At 29.2% G+C, this 18,441-nt stretch carries 16 protein-coding genes; 2 read left to right on the top strand and 14 right to left on the bottom strand.

Going from position 1 to position 18,441, the window contains the following annotated elements; genetic code table 11:
• Nucleotides 1-17: 17 nt before the first annotated feature.
• The 6 genes from Q0731_RS11380 to Q0731_RS11405 all read right to left on the bottom strand — a co-directional run bounded on the left by Q0731_RS11380 (nucleotide 18) and on the right by Q0731_RS11405 (nucleotide 4,858).
• Nucleotides 18-692 carry a YiiX/YebB-like N1pC/P60 family cysteine hydrolase gene (locus Q0731_RS11380; RefSeq protein WP_299064166.1) on the bottom strand — a complete coding sequence of 225 codons (675 nt, stop codon included), beginning with the start codon at nucleotides 690-692 and terminating at the stop codon, nucleotides 18-20.
• A 156-nt stretch (nucleotides 693-848) separates the two neighbouring features.
• Nucleotides 849-1,718 (bottom strand): lipoyl synthase, encoded by an 870-nt coding sequence (lipA, locus tag Q0731_RS11385; protein ID WP_299064168.1) that lies wholly within the window; start codon nucleotides 1,716-1,718, stop codon nucleotides 849-851.
• 41 nt (nucleotides 1,719-1,759) lie between these two features.
• Nucleotides 1,760-2,980 (bottom strand): Nramp family divalent metal transporter, encoded by a 1,221-nt coding sequence (locus tag Q0731_RS11390; protein WP_299064169.1) that lies wholly within the window; start codon nucleotides 2,978-2,980, stop codon nucleotides 1,760-1,762.
• 2 nt (nucleotides 2,981-2,982) lie between these two features.
• Nucleotides 2,983-3,546, bottom strand: coding sequence for a sigma-70 family RNA polymerase sigma factor (locus Q0731_RS11395; RefSeq protein WP_299064170.1), 564 nt, complete (start codon nucleotides 3,544-3,546; stop codon nucleotides 2,983-2,985).
• On the bottom strand, nucleotides 3,537-4,640 hold the full coding sequence (locus tag Q0731_RS11400) for a glycosyltransferase (RefSeq protein WP_299064172.1): 1,104 nt from the start codon (nucleotides 4,638-4,640) through the stop codon (nucleotides 3,537-3,539). The genes Q0731_RS11395 and Q0731_RS11400 overlap by 10 nt, the downstream gene beginning before the upstream one ends.
• Nucleotides 4,641-4,654: 14 nt before the next feature.
• Nucleotides 4,655-4,858: a membrane or secreted protein gene (locus Q0731_RS11405; protein WP_299064174.1), complete on the bottom strand. Its 204-nt coding sequence runs from the start codon at nucleotides 4,856-4,858 to the stop codon at nucleotides 4,655-4,657.
• A 130-nt stretch (nucleotides 4,859-4,988) separates the two neighbouring features.
• Here Q0731_RS11405 and Q0731_RS11410 point away from each other — a divergent pair, with 130 nt between their 5' ends.
• Complete coding sequence (locus Q0731_RS11410; protein ID WP_299064177.1) at nucleotides 4,989-5,819, top strand: mechanosensitive ion channel family protein; 831 nt, start codon at nucleotides 4,989-4,991, stop codon at nucleotides 5,817-5,819.
• Between the two features lie 447 nt (nucleotides 5,820-6,266).
• On the opposite strand, the gene murB is transcribed toward Q0731_RS11410, so the two are convergent.
• From murB to Q0731_RS11435, 5 genes are all read right to left on the bottom strand, one after another.
• The gene (gene murB / locus Q0731_RS11415) at nucleotides 6,267-7,307 is read right to left on the bottom strand and encodes a UDP-N-acetylmuramate dehydrogenase (protein ID WP_299064212.1); all 1,041 of its coding nucleotides are present in this window, start codon (nucleotides 7,305-7,307) and stop codon (nucleotides 6,267-6,269) included.
• 95 nt (nucleotides 7,308-7,402) lie between these two features.
• Nucleotides 7,403-8,308, bottom strand: a complete 906-nt coding sequence (locus Q0731_RS11420) for a sugar phosphate isomerase/epimerase family protein (RefSeq protein WP_299064179.1) — start codon at nucleotides 8,306-8,308, stop codon at nucleotides 7,403-7,405.
• A gap of 200 nt (nucleotides 8,309-8,508) precedes the next feature.
• On the bottom strand, nucleotides 8,509-9,711 hold the full coding sequence (locus tag Q0731_RS11425) for a pyridoxal phosphate-dependent aminotransferase (RefSeq protein WP_299064181.1): 1,203 nt from the start codon (nucleotides 9,709-9,711) through the stop codon (nucleotides 8,509-8,511).
• A gap of 355 nt (nucleotides 9,712-10,066) precedes the next feature.
• The gene (locus tag Q0731_RS11430; protein ID WP_299064183.1) at nucleotides 10,067-10,471 is read right to left on the bottom strand and encodes a DUF1573 domain-containing protein; all 405 of its coding nucleotides are present in this window, start codon (nucleotides 10,469-10,471) and stop codon (nucleotides 10,067-10,069) included.
• A 12-nt stretch (nucleotides 10,472-10,483) separates the two neighbouring features.
• Nucleotides 10,484-10,846, bottom strand: a complete 363-nt coding sequence (locus Q0731_RS11435) for a DUF1573 domain-containing protein (protein WP_299064185.1) — start codon at nucleotides 10,844-10,846, stop codon at nucleotides 10,484-10,486.
• Between the two features lie 109 nt (nucleotides 10,847-10,955).
• On the opposite strand from Q0731_RS11435, the gene Q0731_RS11440 reads away from it, so the two are divergent.
• Nucleotides 10,956-13,592: a valine--tRNA ligase gene (locus tag Q0731_RS11440; protein WP_299064187.1), complete on the top strand. Its 2,637-nt coding sequence runs from the start codon at nucleotides 10,956-10,958 to the stop codon at nucleotides 13,590-13,592.
• A 109-nt stretch (nucleotides 13,593-13,701) separates the two neighbouring features.
• On the opposite strand, the gene Q0731_RS11445 is transcribed toward Q0731_RS11440, so the two are convergent.
• From Q0731_RS11445 to Q0731_RS11455, 3 genes are read right to left on the bottom strand one after another with little or no spacing between them, the layout of a single operon-like run.
• Nucleotides 13,702-14,325 (bottom strand): outer membrane beta-barrel protein, encoded by a 624-nt coding sequence (locus Q0731_RS11445; RefSeq protein ID WP_299064190.1) that lies wholly within the window; start codon nucleotides 14,323-14,325, stop codon nucleotides 13,702-13,704.
• A gap of 57 nt (nucleotides 14,326-14,382) precedes the next feature.
• Nucleotides 14,383-15,381 carry an aldo/keto reductase gene (locus Q0731_RS11450; protein WP_299064192.1) on the bottom strand — a complete coding sequence of 333 codons (999 nt, stop codon included), beginning with the start codon at nucleotides 15,379-15,381 and terminating at the stop codon, nucleotides 14,383-14,385.
• Between the two features lie 49 nt (nucleotides 15,382-15,430).
• On the bottom strand, nucleotides 15,431-18,328 hold the full coding sequence (locus tag Q0731_RS11455; protein ID WP_299064194.1) for an FAD-binding and (Fe-S)-binding domain-containing protein: 2,898 nt from the start codon (nucleotides 18,326-18,328) through the stop codon (nucleotides 15,431-15,433).
• Between the last annotated feature and the right edge of the window lie 113 nt (nucleotides 18,329-18,441).

Here is an 18,441-nt window from a genome sequence, read left to right on the forward strand (position 1 = left end):
TGTAGTTTTAAAAATAATTAACGTTCATAATCATGTACAAATTTAATATTAGGGCTACTTGCCATTAAATTAGGGTTTGTACCTTCAATTCCTTCAGGAATTAGATGATTAAGTGCTTTATAATAGTTTACCCAACTAGACATTGGTTTTCCTTTATTATCATTAAATGTCATTGGATGTGTTAGAAAAGGAAGAGCATCTGAAGGTAAATCTTGATAAGAAAACATTTTATAAACTAACTCTGAGCAATAGTAAGAATTATCATCCCATAGAAAAATAGCATCATAAGGTGTGTTTATTCTTTTTATACCATAAGCTATTGCTTTAGAAATATAAGGTTGGTAATAAGCATCAAGTCTTGCAACTGTGGTTTTAGATTTGTTAAATTTATTTTTATTTCTGTTTAAAAACTTATTTAAAGGTGTTTGGCAAACTCCATTTTTTGGTATCGCCTCTAAAACAAACCATTTTCCATCTTCTTGCATTGCCATACCAACATGAGAATAGTTTTTAGAAACTGAGGTTGCTGTTACATCTTTAATGGCATTATCTATTATACCTGTTCCTGTATTTTGAAAGAGTAAATCTCCTTGTTTGAGCTCAAAATTATTGTTTTTTTGATTGTTGTTGCATCCTAATAAAACAAAGTAAAAAATAATATAGATACACACCTGAATTGAGGTTTTATTCATTTTTTTAGTTGTTGATTTTTTTGTTTAATAATATGTAAGTGATTTTTTTGAATCTTATAGTATAAATGTTAGTCGTAAAATATTTGTAAAAGGTATACATTATAAAAAAAGCTTCACAAATTTGTGAAGCTTTTACAAAATATAATTTCTTAGCAATTAAACAGCATGTTTATGTGCTTTGTAAGAAGATCGTACTAAAGCACCACTTTCTACAAACATAAAGCCCATTTCTAAACCTAGAGTTTCGTATTTTTTAAACTGATCTGGTGTGATAAACTCTTTTACAGGTAAATGCATTTTTGTTGGCTGTAAATATTGTCCGATGGTAATAATATCACAATTTACAGCACGCAAGTCTTTCATGGTTTGTATTACTTCTTCTTCTGTTTCACCCAAACCTAACATTAAACCTGTTTTAGTTCGCATTCCGTTTTCTTTTAAGTATTTTAAAACCCCTAAACTTCTATCGTATTTTGCTTGTATTCTAACTTCACGCGTTAATCTTCTAACCGTTTCCATATTGTGAGAAACCACTTCAGGAGCTACTTCAATTATACGATCAATTTGTTTTGTGTTTCCTTGAAAATCAGGAATTAAAGTCTCTAAAGTTGTGTTTGGGTTTGCTCTACGAATTGCATCTACAGTTTCTGCCCAAATAATAGAGCCTCCATCTTTTAAATCGTCTCTATCAACTGAAGTAATCACTGCATGCTTTATGCTCATCAATTTAATAGAACGTGCCACTTTTTCAGGTTCATCCCATTCAACAGTTTCTGGTCTACCCGTTTTTACACCACAAAAACCACAAGAACGTGTACATATATTTCCAAGAATCATAAAGGTTGCAGTACCTTCTCCCCAACATTCGCCCATATTTGGACAGCTTCCACTGGTACAAATGGTGTTTAGTTTGTATTTATCAACCAAGCTTCTTAATTCGGTGTATTTTTTACCAACAGGTAATTTTACACGTAGCCATTTTGGTTTTTTTGGTCTTTCAGGAAGTATTACAGATGCTGTTGCCATTTTCTATCGAATTTGAAAATACAAAGATACAAAGGAAAGTTTTAAATATTCGTTAAAAACCAAATACTAAAACTTATTAAAAACACAATTCCAACTATACTTAAGATTTTTAAATAAGTTTTAGGCCTGTGTTCTTCAGGAGTATGTTTCCCTGTAATTAATTTATAATTTAAAATTGCATAAAAAGGAGCTGTTAAAAATGATAAAATGGTTGCTATTTTAACAAGTAAGCCCATATTATCCATAAAGTATTTTAAGATTAAAAATGTACCTGTAAATAAAAAAATAATCCAAAACCAATAGCCATATTTTAGCTTTTTATTAAATAATAGTTTAGAGGTTCTATTCATGGCTCTAGGAGAAGCGTCCATGGTTGTAATGGTAGTACTAAACATGGTTGTAAATGCAGCAATAGCGATAATGATATGAGAAAATTCGCCTAAATTTTTTGTGTATAATTTAATTAATTGAGCGGCAAAAACACTTCCCTTATTAGAAAACGACTCTCCAGATTTGTACATTACCAAAGCACCTAAAAGTAAAAAACAAATACCAAAAAAAAGTGTACTGATATACCCAACATTAAAATCGAAAATAGCATCTTTTCTTTTTGTTTTAATTACTGTGGTTTTATCTTTTTCTACAGACCAAATAGAATGCCAAATAGAAACATCTAAAGGAGCAGGCATCCAACCTAAAAAGGCGATTAAAAAAGTAAGTTCTACAGTACCAGAAGGAATAATCTGTGTAACATCAAAAGCTTCTTTTGTACTAAATAAAGCAATAGATACTGCAATAATTGTACTAATTGTTAAGATAACAATAATGTATTTCATTAAATTATCTAACAACTGATACTTACCAACCACTAAAAATAATAGTGAAATAAACATTAATAGGGTAGACCATAAAACCAAATCGTTTGTAAAACCAAATAATTGAGAGGCTAAACCAGCAGTTACTATAGTTACAGCAGCTTGTATGGTAAACATGGTTGCAAAATTAAGCAGGTAATAAGCTAATAAAACTCCTTTACCCAATTTTCTATAGCCATCTAATAAGGTTTCTCCTGTTGCAGCTGCATAACGAGGGCCAAACTGAAAAAAAGGGTATTTAAACAAATGAACTAATAACAATGCCCAAATTAACCCAAAGCCAAATTCTGCACCTGCTCTTGTAGATTGTACCAAATGAGAAACCCCAATTGCTGCACCTGCAAATAGTAAACCTGGACCTAAAGATTGTAAGAATGATTTTTTCATAATTAAGATTTCTTAATTATAGCAGCCAACAACTTTTTTGCACGTAATAATTTAACTTTTACATTGCTCATTGGTTCGTTAATTTGGGTAGCAATTTCTTTGTAGCTCAGTTCTTGAAAATAACGTAATTGTATTACCTCTTGATATTTAGGTTTTAATTGTTTAATGTCTCTTAACAATTTTGCTAAATTTTGTTCCGTAATAATTTTATCTTCTGGAGTAGGGTTTTCATCTACAACTAAATAAGCTTTTTCTTCTTGCTCTTTAGAGGTATCTGTAGCAATAGAAATATTTTTTTTACGTAATAAATCGATGTGTATGTTTTTAGAAATGGTAATTAACCAAGTTTTAAAAACATAACTATCGTTGTAAGTTTCAATTTTATCAAAAGCTTTAGAAAACGTTTGCATAGCAATATCTTCTGCATCATTTTCACTTTTTGTACGTTTTAATTGAAACAAATAAACATCAGACCAAAAAGTATCTAAAAGAAAACGAAAGGCAGCTTGATTTCCGTTTTTTGCTTTAGCAATATTTACCTGAAGTTTGTTGTCGCTTATTTCCAATGCGTTGGTTTTGACGACAAATTAGTAATAAATATTGATACATGAAATAGTAAGAGACCTATTTCTAAAAATGGCACTAAATACCCAATTATGGGTTCTTTTAATTTTTTTGCTGATGCACCAACTACAATAAATTGAACTAAATAATAGGTTAAAACTATCGGTAAAATAATTTCCCAAGGATATAAGAAAAACAAAATAGTTGCTAAAAGATAAAAAAACAATTTAGAGATAAAAAAGAAAGCTAAAAAAAACTTGTGCTTAAACTTATAATGATTTGCTGTTGAAATATGTCTTCTTTTTTGACGAAACCATGCTGTAAAACTTTTTGGAGGAATCGATTTTGTAAAACTATGATTTGATAAAGAGATGGTTGTATTTTCTTTGTTTGCAGCATCTTGAATAAACAAATCATCATCACCAGATTTAATGTGCATGTGATTGATAAAGCCATTCACTCTAAAAAAATTAGCTCTATGATAGGCTAAATTTCTGCCAACTCCCATATAAGGAGTACCCATTTTAGCATAACTAAAATATTGAATGGCAGTTAAAAGCGTTTCAAAACGAACCAATAAATTTACAAGTGATTTTTGCTTTTTATATTTTCCATATCCTAAAACAATTGTTTTATTTGTATTGAAATTTTGACTCATTTCATAAATCCAATGTTTAGAAACAGGTTTACAATCTGCATCAGTAAACAATAAATGATCATTTTTGGCAGCTTTTATGCCTAAAGTGAGTGCGTATTTTTTATTTCCCCAAAAAACTTCAACGTTTTTAACATCAACAATTTTAATGTTTTTATGTGATTCAGCAAAAGCTTCCATCACTTCTAAAGTTGCATCAGATGAGGCGTCGTTTATTAAAACTACTTCAAAATTTGTATATTTTTGATTTAAAATAGAAGGTAAAAATTCTTTAAGGTTTTTGGCTTCATTTTTAGCACAAACAATCACAGAAATAGGAATTTGTAAATGCTTTTTTTTATCTTTTTTATCATCAAACAAAAATGAAGAAAATACAAGGTAATATATAATCTGTATTGAAGTAAAAACTACAAAAGAGTAGAGGAGTACAGATAAAATCATTTAGAAAAAAAGAATTATTTATGTTCAGGTTCTGCACAAGAATCAAACTGATCTGGAGTTTTACCACAAAATCCACAAGATTCACCTGTTTCATTCAGCATTGGATTTTGGCTTGCACAAGTACCTGCAAATTTACCATCTTTTTTTGCCCAAATTTTAATAGCAATACCTGCAAAAGCAAGCGCTAATAAACCTAAAGTAAGAAATAATAATTTCATAAAAAGTATTTATAATACAAAGATACACATTCTTAATTTTACTTAAAAAAAACTATAATAAATATTTTATTTTGTGACTTTTTTAATTTGCAGTGTCTAATTAAAATAGATAATTTAAAAATATTATAATATGGAAACAACTACAGAATCTTTAAAAAGTTTTTACAATTCAATTACAGCAGGTTTAGGTGATTGGGGATTGCAATTAATAGGAGCTATTGCTGCATTAATAATTGGTCTTTGGATTATTAGAATGATAATGAAAGGTGTTTCTAAAATGTTTGATAAAGCTAAATTAGATGATACCTTAAAACCTTTTTTATTAACAACTATTGGTTTTATTTTAAAAATATTATTAATTATTTCTATTGCAGGTATTGTTGGTTTGCCAATGGCTTCTTTTGCAGCTTTATTAGCAGGTGTAGGTTTAGCAATTGGTGCTGCATTTAATGGCTCTTTAGGACACATTGCTTCTGGTGTAATGTTACTTATATTTAAACCTTTTAAAGTAGGAGATTTAATTAAAACAAATGGTGCTTTTGGTTTTGTAAAAGAAATTTCTGTTTTTGTTACAGTCATAGAAACGTTTCAAAATGAAACTGAAATTATTCCCAATTCTGCAATTACTTCTAATAAAATTACAAATCTAACTAAAATAGGAAATTTACGTATTGATATGCCTTTTGCAATTAGATATGGTTCTGATATTGCAAAAGCGAAACAAATTGTTATGGATGTTCTTAAAAATGATAAAAATGTTTTACAAGAAGGAGCAGGTGCACCTAGAGTTGCTGTCAATAATTTAGGTCAAAATAGTGTTGAGTTATTAGCTTTACCATACGTAAATTGTGAAAACTATTGGGATGTTTATTGGGATACCAGACAAGAAATTGTTCAAGCACTTGGTAATGCAGGTTATGAAGCTCCTTTACCACAAAGAATTGTAACAATGACAAAATAAAATTATAATTACATATATTTAAAAAGACTGTTTTAATAAGCAGTCTTTTTTTGTACGTTTACTTTTTTGAATAAAAATATTGGACGAAAAACTTTTTATAGAACAATTTAAAGCAGGTAAACAATCTGCATTTAGCTAACTTTTAGATGCCTATCAGCAGAAAGCATTTGGTACTTTTATTTCTTTTATTCCAAATAAAGAAGATGCAGAAGATGTAGAACAAGAAGTTTTTAGAGGTTTTTAAATCGATTTCTAAATTTAAAGGAAACTCTAAATTATCAAATTGGATATATAAAATTACTACAAATAAAGATATAAGAGTTATTTACAATTGTTTAAATAAAAGTTCAATCATGCAATTAATTGCAGATATTAAAACTTTAAAAAAGGAATAAAATAAATAATAATTTAACTCAAAGTATTGTTTAAAATATTAACAATGCTTTTTTATGAAATCACATTCACTTCAATTTCTAATGAAATACCAAATTTTGCTAAAATAGTTGCTTTAATTTTTTCAGCAAGCTGATAAATCTCGTTTCCAGAAGCACCACCATAATTTACCAAAACCAAAGCTTGTTTTTCATGCACACCATAATTGCCAAAACGTTTGCCTTTAAAACCAGCTTGTTCTATTAACCAACCTGCAGGCACTTTGGTTTCAGTTTCAGAAACGGTATAACTTGGTATGTTTGGATATTTATTTTGAAGTGCTAAAAACTGCGTTGTAGCAATTATAGGGTTTTTAAAAAAACTACCACTATTCCCAATTTCTTTTGGATCAGGAAGTTTTGATTTTCTGATAGCGATTACAGCATCAGAAATGTTTTTTAAAGTAGGTTTTTGTATGTTTTTTGATGCTAATTCAGTTTCAATTGCACCATAAGAAGCGTTTAATAGATGATTTTTTTTTGTCAGTTTAAAACTAACGGAAGTGATAATATATTTCCCTTTTTGTTCCTTTTTAAAAATTGAATTTCGATACCCAAAATCACAATCATCATTAGAAAAAGTGACTAATTTACCTGTTTCAATTGCCAAAGCTTCTACTTTTGTGATGGTATCTTTTACCTCAACTCCATAAGCACCAATATTCTGAATTGGACAAGTACCAACATTGCCAGGAATTAAGGATAAATTTTCAATTCCACCATAATTATTTGCAATACACCACAACACAAATTCGTGCCAATCCTCTCCTGCATTTATAGTTAAAAAAACATCATTTTCATTTTCTCTATCAATAGAAATACCTTTAATACTAATATGAACTACCAATTTTTCAATATCTTTAGTTAGTAACATATTACTTCCTCCAGAAATTAAAAAAATATCTTTTTCAATTTTTAAAAGTTGTTGCAATTGATATACAGAATCTACAGAAATAAAACGTTTTGCATTTACAGATATGCCAAATGTATTATAGTTTTTTAAAGAAATATTTTGTTGGATGTTCATTTTTTCTGAATAATTTTGAGCATTTTTAATATCAAAATATTTAATTAGGTTTCAAATTACAAGGTAAGAGTTGTAAAAGACTACAGGAAGCTTAAATTATAACTATAGTTTGATGTATTTTAACATTAATTATAGGCATTATTAAAATCATGAAACATACGAGTAACAATTTCTTTAGGATCTCCTTCTGTTAAGCTTTCAAAAGAAACATAACCTCTATAGTTCGTTTTCTTTAAAATTGTTGCTATTTTTTTCATATTTACTTGTTCAGGAATACCATTTACATAGACTAATTCTTTCAAAAACCAGTAATTTGCATAAGGTGCTAATTTTTTAATTTCTTTATAAGGATTGCCTTGTCTTAAGCTACCAACATCTAAAATTAAACCAAACCATTCTGAGTCTACTCTTTTTAAGATATCAAGAACTTCATCTGCTTTATACAAAAATTCATTGTGATGTTGCATGCCTAAAAGAACACCTGTTTTTTCTGCATACTTTGCACATTCTTTAAAATCAGCGACCATCCAATCTTTAACTTCGTCTTTAGTAAAGCCTTTGTGTTTCTTAAAACCAGGAAAAACTCTCATAATTGAAGCACCAAGTTTAGCAGATACATCTAACCATTGTTCTATTAATTTAATATCAGACGTTCTAGCTGTTTTGTTTGGATTTATAAAGTTATTTCTAACTCCAGTCCATGTAATATTTAAACCAAGTTCTAAGGCTTTTTTCTTTAGTTGAAAAAGTGTTTTATCATCTGGTATGTTTGGATAAGTAGAAAAATAATAACCAGTTAAATCAACTGCATCTAATCCTAAATTAGCGGCAAATTCCATCATATCATAGAAGTCCATTTCGCCAGATCTAAGCATTTTATCAAAAGTAAATGCATTCACACTAAATTTTAGTTTAGATTTTGTTTCAACTTTATCAGTAGTTAATAAAGAATTTGAAAAAATATTACCAGATCCTAATAATAAAGGGGCTATAGCTAAACTTCGTAAAATATCTCTTCTTTTTTTATCCATTCTAGTTGTTTTTTATAGTTTTTATTATTGAGTTTTTTAAAATTATTAATTTTATAGGCTTTTTTAAGTTGATTCACATAAACGTATTCAAAAACAATGGTTTAAAACATGAGTTTATTGCAAACATTTTTAATTTTATTGAAATTAAGATTGAACCAAAAAAATAAAAGTGTAATAGTTTTTGGTCTGCAAACAATCAATTATAAATTCTGTTTCGTTTTATATACCTCTAAAGCTTTACTTAATATTTCAACAGATTTAATTAAATCACTTTTATTTAAAACATACGCCATTCTTATTTGGTTTTTTCCTTCACCTTTGGTGGAATAAAAACCACTTGCAGGAGCCACCATTACAGTTTCATTATTTAAATTAAAATCTGTTAATAACCATTTTGCAAAATGATCAGCATTTTTAATTGGTAATTCTGCAACACAATAAAAAGCACCTTTTGGGTTGGCAACTTTTAAACCTTCAATTTTATTCAACTCATTTACTAAAGTATTTCTTCTAACTACATATTCTTCTTTTACATCATCAAAATATTGTTGAGGTGTGTCTAAAGCAGCTTCACTTGCTATTAAAGCATAGGTTGGTGGACTTAATCTTGCTTGTGCAAATTTAATGGCTGTTTTAATAAATGCATCATTTTTAGAAACAATACAACCAATTCTTGCACCACACATACTATAACGTTTAGAAACAGAATCTATAATAATAGAGTTTTCTTCCAAACCATCTAAAGCCATTACAGAGGTGTGTTTCAATCCATCGTAAGTAAATTCTCTATAAACTTCATCAGCAATTAAAAATAAATCGTGCTTTAAAACAATTTCTTTCAATTTTTTAATTTCTTCTTTAGAGTATAAATACCCTGTAGGGTTTCCAGGATTACAAATTAAAATTGCTTTTGTTTTTTTTGTAATTAATTTTTCAAAATCTTCAATTTTTGGCAATTCAAAATTATCTTCAATTTTAGAAATTACAGGTACAACTTTAACTCCAGAGGCTCTAGAAAAACCGTTGTAATTTGCGTAAAAAGGTTCAGGAATTATAATTTCATCACCTGGATCTGTGATGCTTCCAATCGTAAAAAGTAAGGCTTCAGAACCACCAGTTGTTACAACAATATTATCTAAAGTTACATGGATGTTATGTTTTTTGTAATAATTAGCTAATTTATTTCTGTATTCTTCAGAACCTTCAGAACGTGCATAAGACAACGTTTCAATATCATTATTTTTTACAGCATCTAAAGCAGCTTGTGGAGTTTTAATATCTGGTTGCCCAATATTTAAGTGGAAAACATTAACGCCTTTTTTTTTAGCATCCTCAGCAAAAGGCACTAGTTTTCTAATTGGTGATTCTGGCATTTTTAATCCTTTCTTAGATATTGTTGGCATAAATATTTTTTATTTTTTGGTTCTGTATGCGAATTTCGGTAATATATTTTATTTAAAAGAGTATATTGTAGAAACTTTAATGGTTTATAGCATTAAGAGTAGAATATCAATTTAAATTATGCAATGCCTAAAAAATATATTTTATAATATTTTACAATGGTAAAACATTTTATCAGTCTCAACTTTTTTTTAATATTTTTTTGTGAATCTTTGAAAATCTTTCGAAAAACTCAGCTAGACATTTGTATTTCAAAGGATATTCTACTTTATTAATAACACAAAAAAATCGAATTTCAACTTTAAGAAATGCTCTTAAATTGAAACCCGACTTTCGTTTTAAATAATAAGTTTGAAATTATTTTTCTTTTAATAAACTATTTTCTTTTTCTAAAGAAAGAGGTTTCTTAACAACACCTTTAATTTTAATCACTTTTATTTTATCTGTAGTATTAGAAGTTAATGTAATTGATTTATAAAAAACACCAATTCTGTGTGTATTGTAAGATACTTTAATTTCTCCCTTTTCTCCAGGTAAAACTGGTTTTTCTGGTTTTTCTGGAACGGTACAACCACAAGAAGATTTTGCTTTTTCAATAATTAAGGGTTTGTCTCCAATATTTGTAAAAACAAATGTTTTTTCTCCATTAGAATCTTGTTCAATTTCTCCATAATCAATAATTTCTTCTTCAAATTTAAATTCTTGTGCGTTGGCATAAAAACTTAAAAATCCAATACATAATAAGGTGAATACTCTTTTCATTTTTTTTTTAATTTATTTACTAATATATCCTTTAATTTTAATTTTTTTTATAGGTTGTTTTGCATTCGAAAAAATAATGATTTCTTTAGAAAACCCACCAACTTTAGAGGTATCATAAGATACTGTTAAGGTTGTTTTTTCTCCAGGCATAATAGGTCTGTCTGGTTTTTCTGGCACAGCACAGTCACAAGAGGTTTTAACATCTTTTATAATTATTGGAGCATCCCCAATATTGGTAAATGTAAAAATACGGTTTCCATCTTCTCCCTTCTTAATTTTACCGTAATTAATAAGTTCTTTTTCAAATTGAAATTCTTGGGCAGAAATTCCAATAGAAAATAAAAATATCATACTAAAAATATATCTTTTTTTCATATTACAAATTTAATGTTTTTTTAAATGATAAAATAATCAACTACTAATTTTCTCTACAAAATAGAGTTTCGTATTTTCGCAAACTATATTACAAAAACGATACCAAAGTATGAATATCCCATCAAAATATAATTCTAAAGAAGTAGAAGGTAAGTGGTATGACTATTGGATGAAAAATAATTATTTTCATTCTACACCAGATGAAAGAGAGCCTTATACAATTGTAATTCCTCCGCCAAATGTTACAGGAGTTCTACACATGGGGCACATGTTGAATAATACAATTCAAGATGTATTAATTAGACGTGCACGTTTGTTGGGTAAAAATGCTTGTTGGGTTCCTGGTACAGACCATGCATCTATTGCTACAGAAGCAAAAGTGGTTGCTAAATTAAAAGAGCAAGGAATTAGTAAAAGCGATTTAACCCGTGAAGAATTTTTACAACATGCTTTTGATTGGAAAGATGAATATGGAGGGAAAATTTTAGAGCAATTAAAAAAGTTAGGAGCTTCTTGTGATTGGGAAAGAACTGCTTTTACCATGGATCATGAAATGTCTGAATCTGTTATTAAAGTTTTTGTTGATTTATATAACAAAGGCTTAATTTATAGAGGTTACAGAATGGTAAACTGGGACCCTGAAGCTAAAACAACACTTTCTGATGAAGAAGTAATTCACGAAGAAAGACAAGGTAATTTGTATTATTTAGAATATAAGATTGAAGGTTCTTCTGATACTTTAACCATTGCAACAACGCGTCCAGAAACTATTTTTGGAGATACTGCCATTTGTATCAATCCAAATGATGAACGTTTTACTCATTTAAAAGGGAAAAAAGCAATTGTACCTTTATGTGATAGAGTAATTCCTATTATTGAAGATGAATATGTGGATTTAGAATTTGGTACAGGTTGTTTAAAAGTAACGCCTGCTCATGATGAAAATGATAAAAATTTAGGAGATAAACACAATTTAGAAGTAATTGATATTTTTAATGATGATGCTTCTTTAAATTCCTTCGGACTGCATTATCAAGGAAAAGACAGGTTTGTAGTTCGTAAAGAAATTGCCAAAGAATTAGAACAGAAAGGTGTTTTAGTAAAAACAGAAGTTCATACGAATAAAGTAGGTACATCAGAAAGAACAAAAGCAGTGATTGAGCCAAGATTGTCTGATCAATGGTTTTTAAAAATGACGGATTTGGCAAAACCTGCTATTGATGCTGTTTTGGGTGATGATACTGATATTAATTTATATCCAAAGAAGTTCGAAAATACTTACAGACATTGGATGGAAAATGTGCGTGATTGGAACATTTCTCGTCAACTTTGGTGGGGACAACAAATTCCTGCGTATTTTTATGGAGATGGAAAAGAAGATTTTGTAGTGGCGGAAAGCATCGATGATGCACTAATTCTTGCAAAAGAGAAAACTAAAAATTCAACATTAAAAACTAAAGACTTAAAACAAGATGAAGATGCCTTAGATACTTGGTTTTCTTCTTGGTTATGGCCAATGTCTGTTTTTGACGGAATTAGAAATCCAGAAAATGAAGAAATTAAATACTATTATCCAACAAACGATTTAGTTACAGGACCAGATATTTTATTTTTCTGGGTAGCAAGAATGATTGTTGCTGGTTACGAATATAAAAATGAAAAGCCTTTCCAAAATGTTTATTTAACAGGTTTGGTTAGAGATAAACAAAGACGTAAAATGTCTAAATCTCTTGGGAACTCTCCTGATGCTTTAAAATTAATTGAAGAATTTGGAGCAGATGGAGTTAGAGTTGGTTTGTTATTAAGTGCTCCTGCAGGAAATGATATTTTGTTTGATGAAGATCTTTGCCAGCAAGGAAAAGGTTTTGCGAATAAAATTTGGAACGCTTTCCGTTTGATAAAAGGTTGGGAAGTTGATGCAACTTTACCACAACCAGAAACTTCTAAAATAGGTTTGGTTTGGTATGAAGCTAAGTTTCAAAAAGCGTTGGCAGAAATAGAAGATCATTTTTCTAAATACCGTTTGTCTGATGCTTTAATGGCAATTTATAAGTTAATTAATGATGATTTTTCTTCTTGGTTATTAGAAATTGTAAAACCAGCATACCAACAACCCATAGATAAAACTACGTTTGATGCAATTATTACAGTTTTAGAAAATAACTTAAAAGTATTACACCCTTTTATGCCATTTTTAACGGAAGAAATTTGGCAATTTATTGTTGATAGAACTCCAGAAGAAGCATTGATTATTGCAAAATATCCTGTAATAAAAGAGTTTGATACTCAAATTATAACTGATTTTGACTTTGCAACAGGAGTCGTTTCAGGAATTAGAACCATCAGAAAAGATAAAAACATTTCTTTTAAAGATGCCGTTGAATTATTTGTGATTGATAACGATAAAAGCACCAAAGAATTTGATGCTGTTATTCAAAAACTAACAAATACGGAAACAATAAACTATGTTTCAGAAAAAGTAGAAGGGGCTTCTTTTAGAGTAAAATCTAATGAATATTTTGTGCCGATTTCTATTGAAAACATTGATGTTGAAGCAGAAATAAAAAAGTTAGAAGCAGAACTAAAAAGAGCAGAAGGCTTTTTATTCGGAATTACAAAAAAGCTTTCTAACGAACGTTTTGTATCTAATGCTCCAGAAAAAGTATTGGCTTTAGAGCGTAAAAAAGAAGCAGATACCATTGCAAAAATTGAAACGATTAAAAGTAGTTTGGCGAGTTTGCAGTAGTAGAGTTTAACTAAATTAAAAACCCTTTAAAAATAAATTTTTGAAGGGTTTTTGCTTATATATGCTTCTTAATTTTTTTTAGATTAGTTCTTTGCTGTGCAACGTTATTTTAAAATCCAATTCCAATATCAATTCCTCCGTTGATTGAAAATCCTGTTCCAAATGCATCAACACGACTATTATTTTCATCAACACTACCTAATGTAATTCCAGCACCTAAATAAGGATTTAAAATTATTTTTTTTGCTATTATAAATTGGTATCCAAACAGTCCTCTAATATTGAAAATAGAATAGTCATTATTAATAATAGCATCAGGCTGATTTAAACTATTCGTATAAGAGTATTTATCGTTTAATTTCAAGTATTGAATTCCAGCACTCACATATAATCCTTTTGGAATTGGTAAATGACTGAAAAAATATCTATAATCTGCATTAATAGTAAAGCCTTTAACAATACGTATGTTATTGTTGTTAAATGAGTTTGTACCAAAAGCTTCTTCAAAATCTTTATCAGCATCGTTTCCAGAAACATCTCTAAGTGTTCCTGTTCCAAATCCAATTTTTATTGAATTTTTTTCACTTATAATTCTCTCGTATTGCAATTCATAAAAACCAGTAAATAATGCAAGTCCGTTAATCCGAATCGAGTTTTTAATTTCTGTATTATTTTGAGCATTTAAATTAACTGATACTATAAATACGAATAGTAATAATGTGATTTTTTTCATTTTTTATTTTACGTTTTTATTGTTTTATGTTACTTTACCGATTATCATAAAAGTTTTCTATCTCAAAACCACATCAATCTTCTTTAATTCCTCTTCAGAAAAAACAACATTTTCAATAGCCTTAACACTATCTAAAATCTGACTTGTTTTGCTGGCACCAATTAAAACAGAGGTAATTCTATCATCCTTTAAAATCCAAGAAATTGCCATTTGAGCTAACGTTTGGTTTCTATTTTTAGCAATTTCATTCAAAGCAATAATTTTAGGCATCATTTCTAAAACAGTTTCTTTGTTTAAAAACGGACTATCATTTAAGGCTCTTGAGTTTTTGGGTAATCCTTTTAAATATTTATCGGTTAACATTCCTTGTGCTAAAGGAGAAAAACAAATAGCACCTACTTTTTGTTTCTCTAACAAATCTAACAATCCATTTTCTACCCAACGATCAAATAAACTATATCTTGGTTGATGAATTAAACACGGAGTTCCTAAGTCTTTTAATATTTTAAAAGCTTTTTCAGCCTCTTTTGGTTGATAATTAGACAAGCCAACATACAAGGCTTTTCCTTGACGAACCATTAAATCTAAAGTACTCATGGTTTCTTCTAAAGGTGTGTCATAATCTGGTCTATGATGATAAAATATATCAACATACTCTAAACCCATTCTATGTAAACTCTGGTCTAAACTTGCTACTAAATATTTTTTAGAACCAAAATCGCCATAAGGTCCAGGCCACATTGTATAACCAGCTTTGTTAGAGATGATCATTTCATCTCTATATTTTTTAAAATCTTTTTTTAAGATTTTCCCAAAAGTTTTCTCTGCAGAACCTGGAGGAGGTCCATAATTATTTGCCAAGTCAAAATGTGTAATTCCGTTATCAAAAGCACATTTTATTAAGTCTCTTGAGTTTTCAAAATCGTCTTTTGCCCCAAAATTATGCCATAAGCCTAAAGAAAGTTCAGGCAAAAGCAAACCGCTATTTCCTGTTCTTCTGTAGTTCATTTTTTCATAGCGATTTTCAGCTGCTTTATATTTTTGATTTTTACTCATAATTTAAAAAAGGTTATTTTGACTGAAAACTGCAACTGAAAACTCAATACTAAATAAGTGCTTCTTTTAACAATGTAATAGGATGCTTTGCAACACGTTTTGTTCCGTCAAAAATTTGATGTCTACAACTGGTTCCTGCAGCAGCAATTTCTGTGTCTTCACTACAATTTCTAATTTTAGGAAACAATGTATCCTCACCAACTTGCATAGATACTTTATAATGCTCTTTTTCATAACCAAAAGAACCTGCCATTCCACAACAACCAGTATTCATAATCGTTACCCCATAATTTTTTGGAATGTTTAAAATAGTAAAGCTGGCATGAGTACCAGATAATGCCTTTTGATGGCAATGCCCATGAATTTTAAGTGTTTTAGCTTCTGATGTAAAAAGACTTTTATCAATATTCCCTTTTTCTAATTCGTTTGCCAAAAATTCTTCGAATGTAAAACTGTTTTTTGCAATTTTTTCTGCGGATGTTTTATCATCAGCTAAACGAATATATTCATCTCTAAAAGTTAAAATTGCTGAAGGTTCTACACCAATTAACGGAGTTTTATCAGTAATTAAATCTTTAAAAATTGAAATATTATTATTACAAATAGCTTTTGCTTCTTTTAAAAATCCTTTAGAAATATGACTTCTTCCACTTTCATCATGTTTGATGTTTTTGACTTCATAGCCTAATTTTTCTAATAAAATTACAGCATCTTTTCCTATTTCTGCATCGTAAAAGTTGGTAAATTCATCATTAAACAAATACACTGCTTTTTTAGACTTCTTTGTAGGATTTTTCTTTAACCAGCTACTCAACGTCTGTTTCGCTAATTTTGGTACTGTTCTTTCTACAGCAACTCCTAAAATTTTCTTTGTTATGTTTGTATTGGTTACAAAGTTGGTAATTGAAGGTAATAAAGCACCTAATTTGTTATATTTTGCATTATTGGCAAACATTCTACTTCTAAAAGTATAGCCATTTGTTTCTTGATATTGGTATAAAAACTCAGCTTTCATAGTAGCAATATCTACATTACTTGGGCATTCTGTAGCACAAGCTTTACAAGACAGACAAAGGTCTAACACTTGTTTTAATTCTTTAGAATCAAATTTATTTGCAGCAGCATTGTTGGTTAAAACATCACGCAACATATTTGCTCTTGCTCTTGTGGTATCTTTTTCGTCTTTTGTAGCTCTGTAGCTTGGACACATCGTTCCTCCAGCTTCTACAGGTTTTCTACAATCTCCAGAACCGTTGCATTTTTCTGCCAATTTTAAAATGCCCTCACTTTCAGAAAAATCTTGCAGCGTTTTAATAACAGGTTCTTTTCTATCAACTTCATAACGTAGGCTTTCATCCATCGCAAAAGCATCAGTAATTTTACCTTGATTAAAAACGTTGTTTGGGTCAAAAGCTTTTTTAATTCTTCTTAATAATTGATAGTTTTTATCACCAATCATTAAAGGAATAAATTCTGCACGTACAATTCCATCTCCATGTTCTCCAGAAAAAGAACCTTTGTATTTTTTGACTAACTGAGCAGTTTCTGTCGTAATTTTTCTAAATAGTACAACATCTTCCTTTTTTTTGATATTTAAAATCGGACGTAAATGCAATTCTCCAGCTCCTGCATGTGCATAATACACTGCATTTTGCTGATATTTTGCCATAATTTGGGTAAACTCTTCAATATAATTTGGCAAATCTTCTAAAGCCACTGCAGTGTCTTCTATACAGGCTACTGCTTTTTTATCGCCAACAATATTTGCCAAAGCACCCAAACCAGCTTTTCTTAAATAATGCACTTTTGCAATATCACTTCCATATACTTTAGGATGATGATAACCAAAGTTGTTTTTTTCTAAGTCAGCTATTAATTTGTCTGCTAAAACTTCTGTTTCTTCAATAGTATTTGCAGCAACTTCTAACATTAAAACAGCTTCTGGATCGCCTTGTAAAAAGAACCTGTTTTTTGCTAAATCTGGATGGTTTTTAGTACAATCTAAAATGGTTTTATCCATCAATTCACAATTGTATAAATTATGATTCATAGAAATTAGCGTTGCTTTTAAACTTTCGTTAATACTTTTAAAATGTGTACAAACCATGATGCTTTCTTTAGGAGCAACATCGTCTAACTGCAATGTAATTGAGGTTGAAAATGCTAAAGTTCCTTCACTACCAGACAATAATTTTGCAACGTTTATTGTTGGAGAAGTTCCTCCAAATAAATCGGAAGTTAAAAACTCATCAACAGCATAACCTGTACATCTTCTATGGATGGTTTCTTTAGGAAATTCATTTTTTATTTCTTGCTGATTTTCAACGACAGAAAGTTCGTCAAAAATAGCCTTGTAAATTTTACCTTCTTGGGTATTTTCTTTTGTTTTTTTGATAAAATCTGCTGATGAAATTTCCTTAAAAATAGCGGTAGAGCCATCACTTAAAATAGCATCAATTTGGATGACTTTATCACGTGTAACTCCGTATTTTATAGAAGTACTTCCAGAAGAATTATTACCCACCATTCCACCAATCATACATCTGTTAGATGTTGAGGTGTTTGGTCCAAAAAACAACCCATATTGTTTTAAATAGACGTTTAAAGAATCTCTAACAATACCTGGTTGTAGTGTAATTGTTTTTTCTTTTTCATCAAAAGAAATAATATTGGTAAAATGTTTAGAAACATCTACTACAATACCATCTCCAACACATTGTCCTGCTAAAGATGTACCAGCAGTTCTTGGTATTAAAGTGATGTTGTTTTTTGTAGCAAAAGCAATTAAGGTTTTAATGTCTTTTTCATCCTTTGGAAAAGCAACTGCTAAAGGAATTTTACGATATACAGAAGCATCTGTAGCATATAAAGTTTTGTGTAAATTATCAAAAAGAACATCACCAGAAAGTGATTTGTGTAAAGTATTTAAAGTAGCATTGTCTATCATTATTTACTATTAAAAAGAGTAAGATTATAAATACAAATATCGGAATAAAAAACAGTATTATTTAATGAATTGGCGATGTAAAAAATAATTTTGTAGAATTATCAATTTTAACA

This window comes from uncultured Polaribacter sp. (assembly GCF_947497695.1).
Classification (GTDB): Bacteria; Bacteroidota; Bacteroidia; order Flavobacteriales; family Flavobacteriaceae; genus Polaribacter.